The following is a 17,271-nucleotide window of genomic DNA, read 5'->3' on the forward strand; positions in this document are numbered from 1 at the left end:
GAAGTAAATAATTAATAAATGAGGAACCAGGTTTCCTAAGAGAACCTGGTTTCTTATTTTTATCCTTCATGAAATTCAAACGCTCCAATAATCTTTCTACGGAAACGTTTCCTTCCCATCTGATGAGACAGCGATTGATAATTTCATTTGATAACATGCATACGCTGCAACCTCTTACTGTTTCTCACTGGTTGCCATTCTATATTTCAATTAGCAATTTTTTAAGACAGAGGGCTTATGCAGGCGCTATTTTGTTGGCTGTTATTTTCATGACAACCTCAGCAAAAGGCCAGCGCAATTCCGGCAACATGCAGTTATTAATGAACTATGAAGATTCGCTGAAACAAATCAACGATGTAATACTGGATGGCAGTGAGCAGGGCATTCGTCAAAATGCCTGCTATGATTTTATAAAAAAATTAGTGGAAGCGCTAAAAGTAGAAGGCTCGTTTGATTATCCTTTTGACTCACTTACCAGGATTTCGATCCTCACACCGGAAGATAAATCGTTCCGCATCTTTAACTGGCAACTCCCGCTTACCTCAGGAAAACAACGATTTTTTGGCGCGATTCAAATGCGCAACGGAAAAGAATTAAAACTATTTCCTTTGTATGACTACTCTGACTACATCCTGCATCCTGCAGATACCATTACAGACAATGAAAAATGGTTTGGTGCTTTGTATTACCGGATTATGGAAGTAAAGGGGAATGGAAAAAAGTATTACATGCTTTTTGGGTGGGATGGAAATAATATGACCAGTAATAAAAAAATACTGGAAGTGTTAAGTTTTTCAAAACAGAAGGAGCCGGTGTTCGGTGCAGCGATTTTTAATTTCGGAAAAGAATCGGATCGCAATGCTATCATGCGATTTATATTGGAGTATAAAAAGGATGCGCAGGTCTCTCTTAATTACGATGCCGATCTGCAAATGATCACTTTTGATCACCTGATACCACAAGACGCTTCTACAAAGGATCTTCCCTATACCTATGTTCCGGATGGTTCTTATGAAGCCTTTCAATGGAAGCATGGCAAGTGGAATTATTTTGACAATGTATTCACTTCAACTATGACAGAGGTGCCATTTCCAAATCCGGTTGATTTTGGGAAGGATAAGTACAAGCGAAAATAGATCGTTCACCCTTGCGGTTATAAGCTGCTACGATATGCTCAGAACAGGCATTTCGTTTCCCCAAAAAAACATCTGATATTGTGTAACGTCAATCTTCTCTATGAGCAAAGTGTACTTACGCAACGACAAAAAACTGATCAGCAGTTGGGCCATGTACGACTGGGCCAATTCTGTTTATTCACTCACGATTGCCACCGCTATTTTCCCGATTTATTACATGACGGCGACAGGTGCCATCAATAACGGCTTGGTTCATTTCATGGGAAGAGACTATCTGAACATTGCGCTTTATTCGTACGCACTCTCAGTTTCATTTCTTATTGTTGCGCTCATAGCGCCATTGCTATCTTCCATCGCAGACTTCAGAGGAAATAAGCTTTCTTTTATGAAGTTTTTCTGCTACCTCGGTTCATCAAGTTGTATTGCGCTCTTTTGGTTCACTGGAGAAAACATACATTTCGGCATCTTCTTTTTTGTGCTGGCGAGCATTGGCTTTGCCGGAAGCATTGTTTATTACAATGCTTTTCTCAAAGAGATTGTAGATGAAAAAGACCAGGATCGTGTGAGTGCAAGAGGTTTTTCTATGGGTTATATCGGCAGCGTGATATTGCTCATCGTCAACCTGGTCATGATCATTTTCTATAAGCAGTTAGGATTTGCAGATGAATCCATGCCAACAAAAATTTCATTTGTTGCAGTGGGCATCTGGTGGGCCGGATTTGCGCAGATAACTTTTTATGCGTTGAAGAGATTCAAGTATATTCCGCCGGTTAGCGATGATATTCCGGCTGAGAAAAAACTCAGTATGAATTCTTTATTTGGTGGATACCAGGAGCTTCGGAAAGTCTGGAATCAACTGCGTCAGTATAAGTCACTTAAAAATTACCTCGTCGCTTTTTTCTTTTATAACAGTGCCGTTCAAACGGTAATGTATCTGGCAACTATTTTTGCAAAGGATGAAATAAAACTGGAACAAACAAGATTGATCATGATCATACTGATCATTCAGCTTGTTGCTGTTGCAGGTGCCTACTTATTTTCGAGGATATCAAATCGTTATGGCAACATCAGAAGTCTGAACATCGCTATTATCGTTTGGATCTGCGTCTGTATTGCAGTCTATCAGGTCACCAGCGAATATCCATTTTACGGAATTGCATTTGTGGTGGGGATGGTGATGGGCGGTATTCAATCAATGTCTCGTTCTACTTATTCTAAGCTGGTTCCTCCAACAAAAGATACTGCTTCTTTCTTCAGTTTTTATGATGTTACTGAAAAGCTGGCGACGGTGTTTGGCACAGCCATTTATGGACTTATCCTGGAAATTACGGGCAATATGCGCAACTCAGTGCTTGCACTCATCTTGTTTTTTATTGTTGGAATTATTTTTCTATACCAGGTGAAGAAGGAGAAATCATTAGAAGCAAATCCCAATGTAATTTAGTGTGCAGCAGGTGGTATAAAAGAAAAAATATAAGAAAAAAAAATTCAAAAAAATAAAAAAAAAGACAAAGGAGAAAAGAAAAAAAAGGGGGGGAAAAAAAAAAAGAAAAAAAAAAAAAAAAAAAAAAAAACCCCAAGAAAAAGAAGGAGAGAGAAGAGAACTGATTTTTCCTTGCTTCAATAATTTCCCGGATTGAATTGAATGGGCAGTGATAGGATGACTTTTCACTGATGAAAAAAATCCCCGTTGCAGGAATGATTCCGGCAACGGGGATGAAATATTTCACATAGCTATTTATCGGGTGATGACGAAATTCCTGGTTTCAACCGGAGTTCCGTCAAGGATCAGTGAATAGGAGTAAGTGCCGCTTGCCAGGGAACCGGCTGCGAGGGAAACAGATCCGTTACCAGTCTTCAGGTTGTCAAACGATCTGACAATGTTTCCATTCAAATCGTGAACTATGATAACAGCATTTTTCACATTTGAGCTGATGCTGTAGTTGATTTGGCTAAACTGAGAAAACGGATTCGGTGCATTTTGCAAAAGGTAACTTTCGCCTGGTGTTACATTTTTGTTTGCGTCAGATGAAGATAATGTAGTGCTTCCTGAGCCTTTTAATTCATTCAGCTCCTTTGTAAGCTGGTCGATCTGTTTTTGTTGCTCCTGCATTCCACTTATCAGGACAGGAATCAACTCAATATAATTTACACCCAGGTATTTGACTTCTTCCTGTGTTATTTTATGCGTCTTTGCATCGTATTGCGCCGGGAAAACCTGTTCAGAAACCAGCTCCGGAAAAACTGTTTTCAGTTGTTGCGCAATTAATCCGTGATGAAGTCCTTCCGCAAGATTCATCGCACCGAATTCACCGGTTCTGAAAGTATAATTGCTTGGCTGCAATTGCATAATCCTGTTAACCATTCCGCTTTCCTGTTTAATATCTTTTTTTAATTTTTCATCAGAGGTATAGGAAAATATTCCGGTACCTCCGATATTCCCGTTAAAATAGCCTGCATATTTGGTTCCTGGTGTGCCGCTGTAGTACGTTCCATAAATTGCATAGTTCGTAGTTGCATAATCTGCTGATGCGTATATGCCATAATTAATATTGCCTTTACCAGATCCAAAACAATTGATACCGGTATTAATACCACCGCTGCTTGTAAAGTAGTCACTGACACCGCTGCAGTACATACCTGTATTGATAGGATAAAAGGCATTTTGATTTGCCGCATTTTTTGCATAAACCTGTAATCCGATATTGTCATATGAATGTTCATTATCAGCAGTGAATGTGCCAGCGACAGCAGAAGAATCACCATATCCCAAAGTATTCACTCCGCGTGTGTGAACATTGAGTGCCCGGTAACCGCCTTCAACATCAAGCGTCTGACTGCTGTTGATATTATTATTGATGGTGGTCATTGTATAATTTACGGCAGGGCCTCCGATATTGATTTTTCCATCTCCGCTGAGTGTCATCAGGTTTCCTGAAATATTGTTATAGAAACTTAGTTTCGATAAGCTGTTTGTGCTATTTGTATAGCCGGAAATATTCCAGTAGTTGGAATTGGTTGTGTTCTTGAACGAGATCCTTGAGTAGTCATTTTCTGATTCATTGAGCAGAAGGGTTGGCTCAGCTTCGCTACTATTGTATTTTATTGCAAGCTTCGCCGAGGGTGAAGTAGTACCGATACCTATTTTCCCACTTGATTTAATGGTCAGCCGCGTGTTATTGTTGGTAATCATATTTACATCGGCCGAATTGGTGGAACCGAGTTTCTCATTACCTGAGAGTACGTTTCCTGATAAGCTCCATTGTGCCTCCGCATTGGAGAAGAAAACGATCAGCATGAGAGTAAATGAAATGATTTGGATGGTGTGTTTCATTGGTTTGTTTTTTTAGTGAAAGTTCAGGATGCAAACGTCCAACATATTGCTACTGAAATCAATACCATGAACATGGGACAATGATGATCGTGCGGCGCATAAATCCGGATATGGTTAAAGCTTCATGCTTCCAATATTTATTTAGAATATAAATCAGCGCAGAGAAGTTGGATGTGATACACAGTGAAAGATGATTCCGCCGCCGTTTGTCTTCACAAACAACTATAATAATCCGCGTAACTAATTTTATTTATTGCACAGAGGTACGACTAACTGATGATATCAAACGATATCAGCATGGTGGTGGCAAAAAGAAAGAAAAGACCGATGAAGAAAATAAAATCTGCAATGTTTTCAAATCGTTTGCTCACTGCATTGGTTCTTCTCATAGAAATAAAGGAAAGCACGCAGCTTGACATAAACATTAAAATGGCGAAAGCTGTCAGTTCATCAATATAAGTGGCCCCTTTCATTGAGAGTATACTCCGCGATGTTAATACTATAAAGCAAAGTCCCAGCAGATTTGCTGAAGTGTTCATGATATGTGATGATTTATCGCTTCTTTCGTTCATGTTTATCCTGCAGTTTTAATAGGTTCATCCAACTATCCAACCATCCTGCTTCAAAAATAAGAAGACACTCCAAAAATAATTCCGCCAGTCGTTGCCGGAGGATTACCAATTATATCCTGTTGTTTCAAGTATCGGTAGTTCAACCGCAAAACAGTTTGCGCTGTCGGTCTGAAACTTATCGCCGGCATAATACTCCACACATCATCCGCAATATTGTCGCCGGTGTCTTCAAATTCTCCGATGTTCCAGTCTACATATTCCAATCGCATGGCAATGTTGAGTGTTGCATCTTCCCACCCTAATATTTTTGTTTTTAAAACAGGTTGCACTATATCCATGAAACCTCCTTGTTGTTTTGTTCCGAATTGCTCAAAATAATCATCCGGCACCTGCACAAATACCCATGCCCACTCTGCAATAATTTTTGTGTCAATTTTTGGAAGGGTGGTGTTGAAGTCAATATCTATCACATCGCTCCTTCGCTTTTCATCAATGATTGCTCCGTCTTCCCGCCATTTGTTATAAACGCCACCCATCCACGAAATTCCTAATTCCCCGATTTTAGTATTTCGCACTGCTAATTTTCCTGTAAGCAGCGGCTCACCGCTGTTGCTGGTTACAAACCTCGCAGAGTTTTCATTTGCGTGAGGCAAATATGTTTTGTTTAGATCGTTGTCAATAATTGTATTGTCTAATCCGCCTGTGAGATAAAATTCATATCCAAACATCCAATCATTGGAATAGTGTTTTCCATAAAGTCCGAAACCTGTATTGCTGAAAGTGGCAGGTAACATTTGCGTCATGGCAATTGGCCGGTCGGTGAATTCCCATTTAGGTCCGTCATGATTTTGATTGAAGCTGCCGATCGGGTTCAGAATTATGCCACCCCGCAGGTTCAGTAACGGATGAAACTCAAAATCAATTGCTGCAAATTCAATTTCTATTTCCATGGGATTTCCTTCCAACTCTTCATCCTTATCATGTTCAAATTCTATTTCCGAAAGAAATTTAATTCTTTTTGAAACTGAAGAAGCGATGAATAAACTCAATCTGCGAAATTGAAATTCATGTCCGTCAGAAACACCATCTGTTCCAAGATGCTGATAGTTGAATTCTAAATAGCCGCCAAGGGAAACCGGCAGCTTATTTATTTTCAGAAACGGACGGTTGTACAACTCATCCATGCTCATGGTTGTATTCGTGGTGTCTTTTTCAACACGTTTTAAAAGAGAAGAATCAATCTGTGCAGAAGAAATTCGTGCAACAGACAGCAGGAGGATTATGAGCTTTAGTTTTATTTTCATTGCAAGGATATTCTTAGTTGATTGTTTTCAATGGTGACTGGAAAAGTTTTTAGATTTTCTGTTGCCGGCGAGTTTGATACTTTCCCGGTGTTGCTGAATTCACTTCCGTGTGCAGGGCATTGCAGCCTATCGCCAAACACCTGCAACTCTGCGCCCTGGTGTGTGCAGCGCATCCATAAGGCGGTGTAATTTTTTTCATCAAGCCTGTAAATGCAAATCGGGTATTGAAGTGAATCATTTTGCACTACCAGGTATTTTTTGAATTGCGGCAACTCATTTTTTAGTAGTTGGAATTCAGCCAATGGAATGATTAAATCGGAACCGGAAATATTTGCGGTGATATGATGGGTTGTTCCGCAACTTTCTAAAAAAGCTGAAAGTGCCAAACCACTTATGCAAGCCAGGCAGGAAGTTTTTATGAAATCTCTGCGTTGCATGTTATAATGATTTCAGAAATTTAAGGAGCGCATCTTTATCCGGTTGTGAAAGATCCATGAAGCGTGTTGCACTCACTTCTGCTTCGCCGCCATGCATTAATATGGCGTCTTCAATCGAAAGTGCCCTGCCATCATGCATCAAAAATAAGTTGCCACCTTGCGCATCTCCTGCCAGGCCCAGTCCCCACAATGGTGTTGTTCTCCACTCCGATGGTTTCGCGGTTCCTTCTGTGTAATGATCATTCAATCCTACGCCCATATCATGCACCAACAGATCAGTATAAGGATGAAACTCTTGATAGGAAAGCGGTTCAATAGGAGAGAATCCGGTTTTCAACGTCTGCCGGTGACAACTTTCACACCCAATGTTTATGAAAATATTCTTTCCTGAAACAACTTGAGCGTCATTTTGATCACGTTGTATAGGTGCCTGTAATCCTTGCAGGTAAAAAACAGTTGCATTCACACTTGCGTCAGAAATTTCAGGATCGGCAGTTTGCACAGGGTTCAGGCCTGACAAATAATTAAATGGATTATTAGGAAGAAAAGAAGTGGTGACACCAATATCCTGGTTGAAGGCCTGCACGGTTTGTTGATGTAAATTATAAGTACTTGCTTTTCTTCCGAAACGGCAGATATATTTTCCGCCTTTTGAAACGGCATCCGGAAACGGTATAACATAATCCGGAATCGTATTCCAATTAGGATGCCCTCGCACACCATCCGGATGGGTGATGTTTGCTTCTGCCATGGCAATAATATCAGCATCGGATACCAATTCAAGAAAACCCACGCCACTTGCAATAGGAGCCGTAAATTTTGATGAAGTGGCTCCTGCAGGAATTTCTTCAGGTGAATGACCTTGTATTGCGCGGTTTTGCAATTGAGGTCCGCCCATGGCTAAAAACCGGTTGCCTGCAGTATCGGGTTGCCCGAATCTTGTTAAGATGGTGAAAAGATGTCCGCGATTATCTCCGGCATGACAACTTCCGCAACTGGTGGCAACGAAAACGGGACCCAGTCCTGTTTCAGTATGATACACTTCATCAAACTCACCTGCGCCTTCATTAAAGAGTTTGTATTGTGCACTAGTCATTCCGTCAAGAGGCGCATCCATTACTGTATCTGCGACAGGTGCAGCAGGTTCTAATTTAGTGCAGGAATACACGGCCAATGCCATCAGGCCGGGCAAAAGGAAAAGGAGAAGCTTAGGTTTCATTGGAGGAAAGGATATAGTGCGCAAAGATGTGAAGATTGCGGTCTGTGGATGTTATTCAAAGTGGAAAATCTGTAACCCAAAAGGGAAAATTAATTCCGCGGCAATTCACTGGGGAAAACTCCTGTTAGTTTTTTGAAAGCCGCGCTGAAGTTGCCTGCACTTGAAAATCCGATTTCATTGGCAATCTGCGAAACGGAATTACCTGTAGTGGTGAGCAATAGTTTGGCCTTCAGCATTCTTTGTTCCTGCACAAAATCGTAAACAGTGCTTCCGAATAATTCTTTAAATCCTTTTTTCAGATAGCATTGATTGATTCCTGTTTGTAGCGCCAATGCGGGAATGGTGGGCGGACTGTTTAAACTATTCAAGATGATTTTCCTGGCTTCGAAAAGTTTCTCTTTCTCCATAGGACGAGCGAGAAATTTACAGGAGTCGCAACCGGTTTGTGTTGATGTACTACATTTTTGAAAACATAGCAGGAGCGCGAGTGCTTTGCTTTCGAGAAACATATTCCGGAAAGCTCCCTGCAGTTTGCAGGTTAGAATTTCATGGAGCAGCAATTGACTGTTGCAACAAATCTCGTGTTGCTGGTATTCTGAAAATTCTTCTATCGGGAAAGTGTGATCATTAACTGAAAAAGCTTGCAGGTACTTATTATTGAAAATAAAATTGATTTCGTAAGCAGGAGCAGATCCTTCCATATCCATATTGCAATCAGTTCCTGAAAACAGGCAGGTTAGGGAAATGCTTTGATTATTACGTTTGAGAAAAGAGGTGTTCCCGACTCTTTCCGACATGGAATCAAGTTGAAAATGCAGGCCGTCTCTTATTTGCTGTTTCACAATCACGCCGCAAATTAATGGTTATTTAGAATAGTTCTAAATAGTTGCGGTGGAAAGTTTATTGTGGAATTTTCAATTGTATAAATTCCATTTGATTTGAATTCGAATTGAATCGTTATTCTCCACGTTCATAATTCCACCTGAACAATTAATAAATACACACCTGATATTCCTACTTTAGCCGCTAAATTGAAAAAGAACCGCTCGTGAAAGTCAGTCTATTCATTCCGTGTTTTGTAGATCAGTTATATCCGCAAACCGCTTTTAACATGGTGAAAATTTTGGAAAAGGTGGGCTGTGATGTGCATTACAATCCTTCACAAACCTGTTGCGGTCAACCGGCGTTTAATGCTGGTTTCTGGAATGAGTCCCGAACGGTCTGCGAGAAATTCATCCACGATTTTTCGGATTATAATTATGTTGTAGCACCCAGTGGCAGTTGCGTGGGCTTTGTCCGTAATTTCTATTCCGATCTTTTTGATAATTCCGCTTTGCACAACGAATGCAAGCAATTGCAGAAGAACACATACGAATTCACCGAGTTCCTGGTGAAAGTGATGAATGTTACCGATCTGGGTGCTTCACTCAACGGTGTTGGAACCTATCACGATGCCTGCGGTGCATTGCGCGAATGCAAAATAAAGGAAGAGCCGCGCACACTGCTTGCGAATGTAAAAGGATTGCAACTCAATGAAATGACGGACTGCGAAACCTGTTGCGGATTCGGTGGCACTTTCGCGGTAAAATTCCCCGATATATCTGCGGCGATGGCAGAACAGAAAATGACCAACTCACTTGCCAGCGGTGCCGACTATATTATTTCCACCGATATCTCCTGCCTGATGCATGTGGATGGCTACATTAAAAAGCATAATGCATCGATTAAAACTATGCACATAGCTGATGTGCTGGCTTCCGGATGGTAATGGGAATTGAAGGCTTAACATATAAAGATTAAATCGCTGCTCCGCTTCTTTGCGCGCGTTTAATCCTTATATGTTAGCCGCATGTGCTACTGTCCGTCCGAAGATGTGTCGTTTCAAATTTGCAGTCATTTGGGTAGAGAGTTTGAAAGTTTATCCATTTCAAGAGGTTCGCAAAATTTCTCTGTCTGATATTCTAATTTTAGTCCGTTGAAAGCATCCTTTACTTTTTCTGAATTTGTCGGATGAATGATTTTGGAGTCGTTAAAATCGTAGCTGTCAAAATATGTCCCGAAGTTTTTAATAATTGTGCTGTATGGAACTATGCCAGCTTCTTTAACAGTCCTGAATAATTTTTTGTAGTCCTTTGTTACTAAAACATAGTCAACTGAGGGTAAAACAATTGGTAAATGTTCTGACCAAATTGTAAGTGAAATAGCTTCTCCTGTGTCTTTACGCTTCATAAAAAACACTTTTGGAACGAAGTAAGCATCTCCAAGTGTGTCTTGCATCTCATTTCTGCGGAAATTAAATTCCCATAATTTGTCAGACCTGTCAAGAGGAAAAAAACTAAAATTAAACTCGTTGAAGTGGTCTACACTCTGTCGCAAGTTTGTAATTGACCAGTTTTCAAAAAGTGTCGATGCGTCAACCTTCAATGGATTGTCAGGGTCGGTTTGCGATTGAGGATTTAGGATGAACAAATCAAGGTCAGTTACAAATTTGTCAACGAACTTGAAAGCCTCCAAGCCAAAGAAATTTGGTCGGAGAAAATTAAGATTGAATGTAAAATGTGTATTGTCAAAATCCTCAAAACTTTCATATAACTCAATTGCTTCGGGGTCGTCCTCTGGTTCGTTGTGATTGATAAAAAAGTAAACCCTTGTGTCTTCGTTATCAAAGAACCACTGATTACTTTCTTCTGTTGGTGTAACTAAATTCTTGGTTAAGTAATCACCAATTTCCTGTTCAGAAAGTTGTCGTCCCTTGCGTTTATAGAAGTATAAGTCGTAGCTCATAAATGGTCTTTCTGTTTCTTTTTTACTTGTCTCTTTGAGTTAGCACTGTCGTCAAAGCATTGCGGCTAACAAGTTAGTTAGTCGCCAGTAACACGAGGGTAGTCGCGAGGATAAAGCCGACTCCAAATCCGATTGCACCGCCCACCGCACCAAACAACCATTTCTTCTTTTCAGACTTCTTCACCATTTCCTGCACCTCAGTGAGGTTGGTTTGCGCAAGGCTTATGGAATGTTGGATGGAGTCGAGATTGGTATTGATGCTTTGTAGTTTTTTATTCGCATTGTTTACCAACAGCTTCGAAGAATCAGATAACTGATGGTAATAGATACCGAGTGTATCGAATTCTCTTCGTTGATCCTCCGCATGTTCTTTATAAATGGAAAGAAACTGATCAACCGAATCATAAAATGAAGAAAGACTGTTGCTTTGTTGCTGGTATTCCAGATAAGAAGCATGGAGCAAGTGGAAAGTTGCTTTGTTCAACAAGTATATGGTATCGCAAGAAACATTTATTGTTTCACCGGCCACCCGAAGCAAGGCCCTGTAAGAACTATCATTGCAGAAAGGGTCAGGCGTGTCCTGTGCTAATGAAGCGCGCGGAATGGCGAATAAAGAAAGCAACAGGAAGACAACCTTTTTAATTTGCATTAGAAAGCTGATAATGTGAAGTATCAATAATTATGACCGGCCAGGAAGTTCTTTTGTTTTGATTGAGTTGATTTTTAAAGACCTCATAGCTTTGCTGGGAAGCACTGATCTTTCTTAAAAAATCATTTTCCCGGCGGTTGCGGGAGGCTTCCAGCATTGACACGTTATAGTCATCTGCTTTAACGAGTTGTGCATAGGAGTCCACATCAGATTGAAGATTACTGATGAGTGTTTGTGAAGAATGAATACGTTCCTGTGCACTGTCAAGCATCACTTTGGTGGAATCAAGCTTTGCCATGATCTGTTTAATTCCGGGATCCTTTTTAAAATAATTCATAATAACTACACCAAGGATCACAATACCGCAGATAGTAAGAATCTTTTTAGTCCTTGAATCCATTCCAGCGCATTATGAAGGTGAATATAATTCATTATTCCAATAGTTATACGGGTCACATTTAAATTATGCGTGCGTTAAGATCTTACCACAAGCGTATCTGTCCGGGTAATTTTTTTGCATAAGAGCCTGATCAATATGCCTGATGTATTGTTGTATGGAAAAAAATAGATCGGCGATAAAATTAACGTTGCTACGTGACGATTTGAAATGGAAACAATTTTGGAGAATAAAAGAACATCCCCGCCGGGCTGTAATCATACCTGACTGCCCTGCTTCTTTCAGGATAGAAGTGTTGCATTCGTCAGAAATACTTATTGAGCATTATGGAGCAATAATTTTTCAACCCATATCTTCTCGCTTGTTTTTAACTGTATGAAATAGTAGCCGTTGACATTGTCAGGCAGTTGAAGTGTTTGTGTAAAAACAGGTGATGAGCTGAAAATAGATTGTGCTTTAACAGTTCTGCCATAAAGGTCAACCAGTCTCAACTGTGCTGCTTTGCCAGTCATTCCATAAATGAATAGTTGAATGGCTCCTGATTGATGATCAGTTAAAATATTGATCCACTGATCATTTTGTGAATCTCCGATGCCGGTAATGTCAATATAATCCGCAGTGGATATGGCACTGCAGCCCACACTATCGGTGATCTCAACGGAGTAGTATCCATTTTGTGAAACAATGTATTGCTGATCGGTGGCGCCGGGAATGATGATTGTGTTAAGGTACCATTGGTAGGCCACGGAAGCTGTGCTGGTTAGTGTATCACCTTGCTGGCTTATCAATGGAACAGTGGGTGTGGCATTTACGGTAACATATAAAACCGCAACAGAAGAATCAATTCCGTTCGTACCATACACTGTGAGTGTTGCTGCAAAAATTCCCGGTTCGCTGTAACAGATGTTGTCGGGATTTTGCAATGCAGAAGTGGCAGGTGTTCCGCCTTCAAACGTCCAATGCCAGGAGGCGGCATTCAATGACTGGTCTGTGAAATTGATGCATTGTTTTTCACAAACTGTTGATGTGGAAGTGTTGAACGAAGCAGTGATGAACGGAATGTAACCGCTGCATTCATTGATCAAAGTATCTGTTGCTCCTGTCGAAATACTGGTGCTGAAAGCGGAAGTGTTATCGTTTGCATCAGTTGCCGTTGCTGTTACATACCCACCGAAATTTCCTGATAAGGACCAGTTGCCGCTTGCATCAGCATTAGTGCTTGCAATGTAATCGGCGCCCTGGTTGGAAGGCGTGCCGGTGCATTGCGTTGGATTGGTGTTCTGACTTTTGAATATTTGAATATTTGCATTGGCGGCTGCTGTTCCTGATATCAACAAAGTATTTGCTGTAGTAATTGCAGGAGCTGCCATGTTGTTATTTCCATTATTGGCAAGGACAATAGCTCCATAAACATTGCAGACATAACTGTTGCCGCTAATCAGGTTATTCGGAGAATTATTCTTCACTTCTATTCCCCAGTAAAGATTGCCGGCGATTTTATTGAAGTCTGCAGCATTGGTTCCGCCAATAATATTGTATTGTGATCCATCTTCAATATCAATTCCACGATAGGAATTACCCTGACATTGAGTTTTAAGCGGACCGATAATATTCCCTTTAATCTCGTTATAACTGCTGCCACCTATTTGTAAACCATTGTATTGGTTGCAAGAAACATAGTTGAACAACACCTGCGTATAATCTGCACCATTTAATAGATCTATGCCATTGTAGTAGTTGCCTGCGCAAATATCGCCGGTAGCATCGGTGCCGATTTTGTTATAAGCAATCACACCGTTGTCACTTGCATCAATGGAAATACCGTAGTATTCATTATTTCGAACTACGTTTCCTTTTGTTGCCGCACCAATGATATAATTGTCGGCATTGGTGCCATGAACATAAATGCCGCGGCCGGAGAAATTCGCTATTTCCAAACCGTAGAGTTCGCAATCAGCTGCAGTAATTTCAATTCCGTTTCCACCGCCGGCACCTGTGCCATCCAGTATAATTACCGGAGCTCCCGCGTATCCGGGAGCAGTGGTTGCATCAATGCTGATCTGTTTATTTAATGCAGGTAATATTGAACCTGACGTATTAATGTTGATGGTGCCTGCCACACTGAAGTTAATGCTATGCGGACCAACGGTTTGATTAGCTTGTGTAATGCAATAGTAAAGAGTGCCGCTGTTGCCCGTGCCCGTATTCGAAGCAGCAAGTGAGTTGACATCATAGACTGTTGCATTTGCAGTATTAAAAAGAGTAGTGATGATTGCAACTGTAAAGAGCAGGGTAAGTATTTTTAGCATAGCGGATGAAAATTATGTTGGTAAAGAATTAGTAAATGTGAATTTACGAATTACTACTTAGCTAATGTAAGATGATCCGGACAGGCTTTTGCGCCAAGGCTCAAAGCTCGCAAAGAAAAAATGCGCAGCAGCAAGTTTGCAATCATTGCGCCTTTGCACGACTGATTAAAAAGCAGTTTTTTAGAAATCATTTCGCCAGTGTCAATGTGGTGTGCACCCTCCTGATATGCCTTACACTATGATTGATGTTAACTGATCACTAAAAAAAGTTTGCTTGTTTTGTTAATGAAAGAATATTCTTTGTCCCTGCCTTGCCACATGAAATCCGGATTGTTCCACTTCCTTTTGTGCCTGACTATTATTAATCAGTGCCGGATTGGTGTGATTAAGATGAATGAAATAGATTTTTGATTTTTCTTCTTTCGATAAATTTTCAAATAGCTTCATGCTTTCTTCTATGAATGGATGTGGTATTTCATTCATGTTGCGGCCTGCAATTTCCCCATCATGAAAAAAAGTACCATCAAGAAGGAGCAGGTCATTTTCTTTGATCAACTGAAGTATATCATGATTCCAGGTTGCCCATTTATCGATGTCGGGAATGAAGATCACCGATTTGTTTTGCAGTTGAATTTTGTAGCCTGCTGTCTCTGTAAATTCATGCCGGTGCGGAACGAGAAATGGTGTTACTGTAATTCTTTCATTCAAATGTATAGTGGAATCAGCTTTCAATTTATGCAATGCAATATTCTTTAGCTGCACCAGTAAACTCCAGGGTCCGTTGGTTTGAAGGAAGGAATTCATTTCTGGCATAGCATAAACTTTTACATTGGTTGCATTCATGCTTTCCCGTCCGAGGTACATCAGGCCTGTATAGTGACCGATGTGCGCATGCGTTAGAAAAATACCGTCTATCATATTTTCTGTGGATGCAATGCTGTCGAGCAAATGCAACTGGGCAGGAAAGTCAGGCGTACAATCAAACAAAAAACGCTGGTTGGAAACAGGATCCATCACAGCGATGCAGGAAACAAAATGCTTTTCTTCTGCACCACTGTAATATTTTTTGCAACACTCTTTTTTGCAATTGATATGCGGATAACCACCGTCTTGTGCATTGCCCAGAATCACGATGAATGGATTGGATTGGGTAGATTCAGCAGCGTGTTGACAGGAAGAAAGTGATAACAGGAAAGCGAAGCAGATAAGTTGGATTAGGAGCTTTTGCATGAAGGGTCATTGGGCATTGAGTCATTGGTCATTAGTTGAGTCATTGGCACATCGGCACATTGAAACATCGCCACATCAATACACTCGCACCTCAACTCCAACTTGTTAATCTAACACTATTAATTTCTTTCTAAAGTATTTGTCACCTGATCTTATTTCAACAAGATAGAAACCACTAGCAACAGGCTCCAGATTAATTTCTTTTTTCCAGAAATCATCGCCAGGAATTTCTTCAACTGAAAAAATGATCTGACCTATTGAATTATGGATCAGCAACGAAAGGGGTTTGCCTGGAAAAAGTCCTGTTAACTGAATGGTAAAAGTTCCAAAGCCGGGATTGGGAAAGATTGAAAGTGCTGCTTGCGAAGTTATTGCATCAATACCACTGATTAAAACTGTAACGCTCGCTGAATTTTTACACCCAAACTGATCGAACACATTTACGGTGTACAATCCTGATTGCGTAGCGGTGTATGACTGATTGGTAGCGCCTGCAATATCCACGAGGTTATATTGCCATTGATAACTGTCTGCCGCGCTGACAGTCAGTTCATAGCCATTTGCAATAATGGTTGGAGTGGATGGAGTAGGAGTAACAGTAATGTAATCGGTAAGTATCAATGTATCGTTACCGGTTGCATTGGTGGTGATAAGCGTTACATCAAAGCTGCCCGCCACACTGTAACAAATATTTTCAGGATTCATGATGCTGGAAGTGGAAGGACTGGCCCCTTCAAATATCCAATGCCATGCAATCGGATTGTTTTGAGAAACATCAAAAAAACTGATACAGAATTTTTCACAGATCAAGGTATCTGTAGCATTAATGGATACTACCGGATTGCATAAAGTATCGGTGATTACAATAGTGTCACTCACTGCACATGCTCCGTTCGAAGTGGTGACCCAATAACTTCCCGATGAATTAATTGTAATGGAGGAATCAGTTGCACCGGTCGACCAGAGATAGGCTGCGTCTGAACTTCCTGCGATCAGTATTAATGAGTCGCCATTGCAAAGTGTGGTATCATTTCCAAGATCAACAATATTTCCATTGCCGGTATTTTCGAATATGGAATAGCTGGTCCAGGTTCGGGTGTAAGCATCATACAACCAAATCATGTTGTTTGCATACGATAGTCTGAAACTCTGACTTGTAACTGCATTAGCAGGCAATTGTGAAGAGCCGGAATAGGCACCTGTCGTTTTATTAAAGAGCAGTATATTTTTGTTCACATAATCTTCAAGTGCAATTTCATTTCCAGAACAGCCTGTAAACACAATGCTGGTTGTATTGATATTGCTGAGGGGAACGGGCAAGCCGGTGAGTGCAAAGGAACCTAACAATGCATTGGTTGTTCTGTTAACTCTGTAAACAGCACCGTTGAAATAATAAATGATTTCATCCGCGCAGTAGTCATAATCACCACAAGATTGTGCATCAGGTTGATTTTGCCCGGTAAAAATGGAAGTGCCTGTATTAAGTGCATAACCATTTGCATTGAGATCGGGCGACCACAATCCAAAATTATAATAGCCATTGCCCTCCAACTGACTGGTGTTTGCATTCCACCACAATCCACGGAAATCAAAACCGGTATTTGATTGAAAAAGGGAAGCACCTGATGGATCAAATGTTTCTAACGGAAAACCTGAGTTGCCGGCAATCACGGTATAATAAATGTCAAGATTTGGGTTGTAAGCAATACCTGAGGCATTGGTTCCATCCGGAAGCACGTAAGTGTAAGAGATTTCTTCGATGGCGTTGGGAAGAATGATGCATTGCGAATGGCCATATTCACTGTTCACCAGTAGCAGCAACAATGAAATGCCAATGGAAGTCCTAAGTAATGATAAAGTAGGGAGATTGTCGAAGTGAGTCATTTTGAATGCAGTTGAA

15 protein-coding genes are annotated in these 17,271 nt (G+C 40.7%); 3 read left to right on the forward strand and 12 right to left on the reverse strand.

The window, feature by feature from the left end; all coding sequences use genetic code 11:
* The first annotated feature begins 68 nt into the window (after window positions 1-68).
* The gene (locus tag IPO83_16375) at window positions 69-1,136 is read left to right on the forward strand and encodes a hypothetical protein (GenBank protein ID MBK9732829.1); all 1,068 of its coding nucleotides are present in this window, start codon (window positions 69-71) and stop codon (window positions 1,134-1,136) included.
* Between the two features lie 100 nt (window positions 1,137-1,236).
* Window positions 1,237-2,580: an MFS transporter gene (locus tag IPO83_16380; GenBank protein ID MBK9732830.1), complete on the forward strand. Its 1,344-nt coding sequence runs from the start codon at window positions 1,237-1,239 to the stop codon at window positions 2,578-2,580.
* 294 nt (window positions 2,581-2,874) lie between these two features.
* On the opposite strand, the gene IPO83_16385 is transcribed toward IPO83_16380, so the two are convergent.
* The 6 genes from IPO83_16385 to IPO83_16410 form a co-directional block, all read right to left on the reverse strand.
* Window positions 2,875-4,470, reverse strand: a complete 1,596-nt coding sequence (locus IPO83_16385; protein ID MBK9732831.1) for a tail fiber domain-containing protein — start codon at window positions 4,468-4,470, stop codon at window positions 2,875-2,877.
* A 269-nt stretch (window positions 4,471-4,739) separates the two neighbouring features.
* Window positions 4,740-5,042: a hypothetical protein gene (locus IPO83_16390; protein ID MBK9732832.1), complete on the reverse strand. Its 303-nt coding sequence runs from the start codon at window positions 5,040-5,042 to the stop codon at window positions 4,740-4,742.
* A gap of 50 nt (window positions 5,043-5,092) precedes the next feature.
* The gene (locus IPO83_16395) at window positions 5,093-6,346 is read right to left on the reverse strand and encodes a hypothetical protein (protein ID MBK9732833.1); all 1,254 of its coding nucleotides are present in this window, start codon (window positions 6,344-6,346) and stop codon (window positions 5,093-5,095) included.
* The gene (locus IPO83_16400; GenBank protein MBK9732834.1) at window positions 6,343-6,783 is read right to left on the reverse strand and encodes a Rieske (2Fe-2S) protein; all 441 of its coding nucleotides are present in this window, start codon (window positions 6,781-6,783) and stop codon (window positions 6,343-6,345) included. The genes IPO83_16395 and IPO83_16400 overlap by 4 nt, the downstream gene beginning before the upstream one ends.
* Before the next feature lies 1 nt (window position 6,784).
* Complete coding sequence (locus IPO83_16405) at window positions 6,785-8,002, reverse strand: thiol oxidoreductase (GenBank protein ID MBK9732835.1); 1,218 nt, start codon at window positions 8,000-8,002, stop codon at window positions 6,785-6,787.
* Window positions 8,003-8,091: 89 nt separating this feature from the next.
* Complete coding sequence (locus IPO83_16410) at window positions 8,092-8,844, reverse strand: helix-turn-helix transcriptional regulator (GenBank protein MBK9732836.1); 753 nt, start codon at window positions 8,842-8,844, stop codon at window positions 8,092-8,094.
* 206 nt (window positions 8,845-9,050) lie between these two features.
* Here IPO83_16410 and IPO83_16415 point away from each other — a divergent pair, with 206 nt between their 5' ends.
* Window positions 9,051-9,770 carry a (Fe-S)-binding protein gene (locus IPO83_16415; protein ID MBK9732837.1) on the forward strand — a complete coding sequence of 240 codons (720 nt, stop codon included), beginning with the start codon at window positions 9,051-9,053 and terminating at the stop codon, window positions 9,768-9,770.
* Window positions 9,771-9,895: 125 nt separating this feature from the next.
* Here IPO83_16415 and IPO83_16420 read toward each other — a convergent pair whose 3' ends face one another.
* The 6 genes from IPO83_16420 to IPO83_16445 all read right to left on the reverse strand — a co-directional run bounded on the left by IPO83_16420 (window position 9,896) and on the right by IPO83_16445 (window position 17,255).
* A complete protein-coding gene (locus IPO83_16420) occupies window positions 9,896-10,786 on the reverse strand; it encodes a hypothetical protein (protein MBK9732838.1) in 891 nt (296 codons plus the stop codon).
* A gap of 73 nt (window positions 10,787-10,859) precedes the next feature.
* Complete coding sequence (locus IPO83_16425; protein MBK9732839.1) at window positions 10,860-11,435, reverse strand: hypothetical protein; 576 nt, start codon at window positions 11,433-11,435, stop codon at window positions 10,860-10,862.
* A complete protein-coding gene (locus tag IPO83_16430) occupies window positions 11,425-11,835 on the reverse strand; it encodes a hypothetical protein (GenBank protein MBK9732840.1) in 411 nt (136 codons plus the stop codon). Before IPO83_16430 ends, IPO83_16425 begins: the two co-directional genes overlap by 11 nt.
* A 311-nt stretch (window positions 11,836-12,146) precedes the next feature.
* A complete protein-coding gene (locus tag IPO83_16435) occupies window positions 12,147-14,141 on the reverse strand; it encodes a right-handed parallel beta-helix repeat-containing protein (protein ID MBK9732841.1) in 1,995 nt (664 codons plus the stop codon).
* 282 nt (window positions 14,142-14,423) lie between these two features.
* Window positions 14,424-15,371, reverse strand: coding sequence for an MBL fold metallo-hydrolase (locus tag IPO83_16440; protein ID MBK9732842.1), 948 nt, complete (start codon window positions 15,369-15,371; stop codon window positions 14,424-14,426).
* A gap of 105 nt (window positions 15,372-15,476) precedes the next feature.
* The gene (locus IPO83_16445; GenBank protein MBK9732843.1) at window positions 15,477-17,255 is read right to left on the reverse strand and encodes a T9SS type A sorting domain-containing protein; all 1,779 of its coding nucleotides are present in this window, start codon (window positions 17,253-17,255) and stop codon (window positions 15,477-15,479) included.
* Window positions 17,256-17,271: the final 16 nt, after the last annotated feature.

This window comes from Chitinophagaceae bacterium, from assembly GCA_016717285.1.
Classification (GTDB): Bacteria; Bacteroidota; Bacteroidia; order Chitinophagales; family UBA10324; genus JACCZZ01.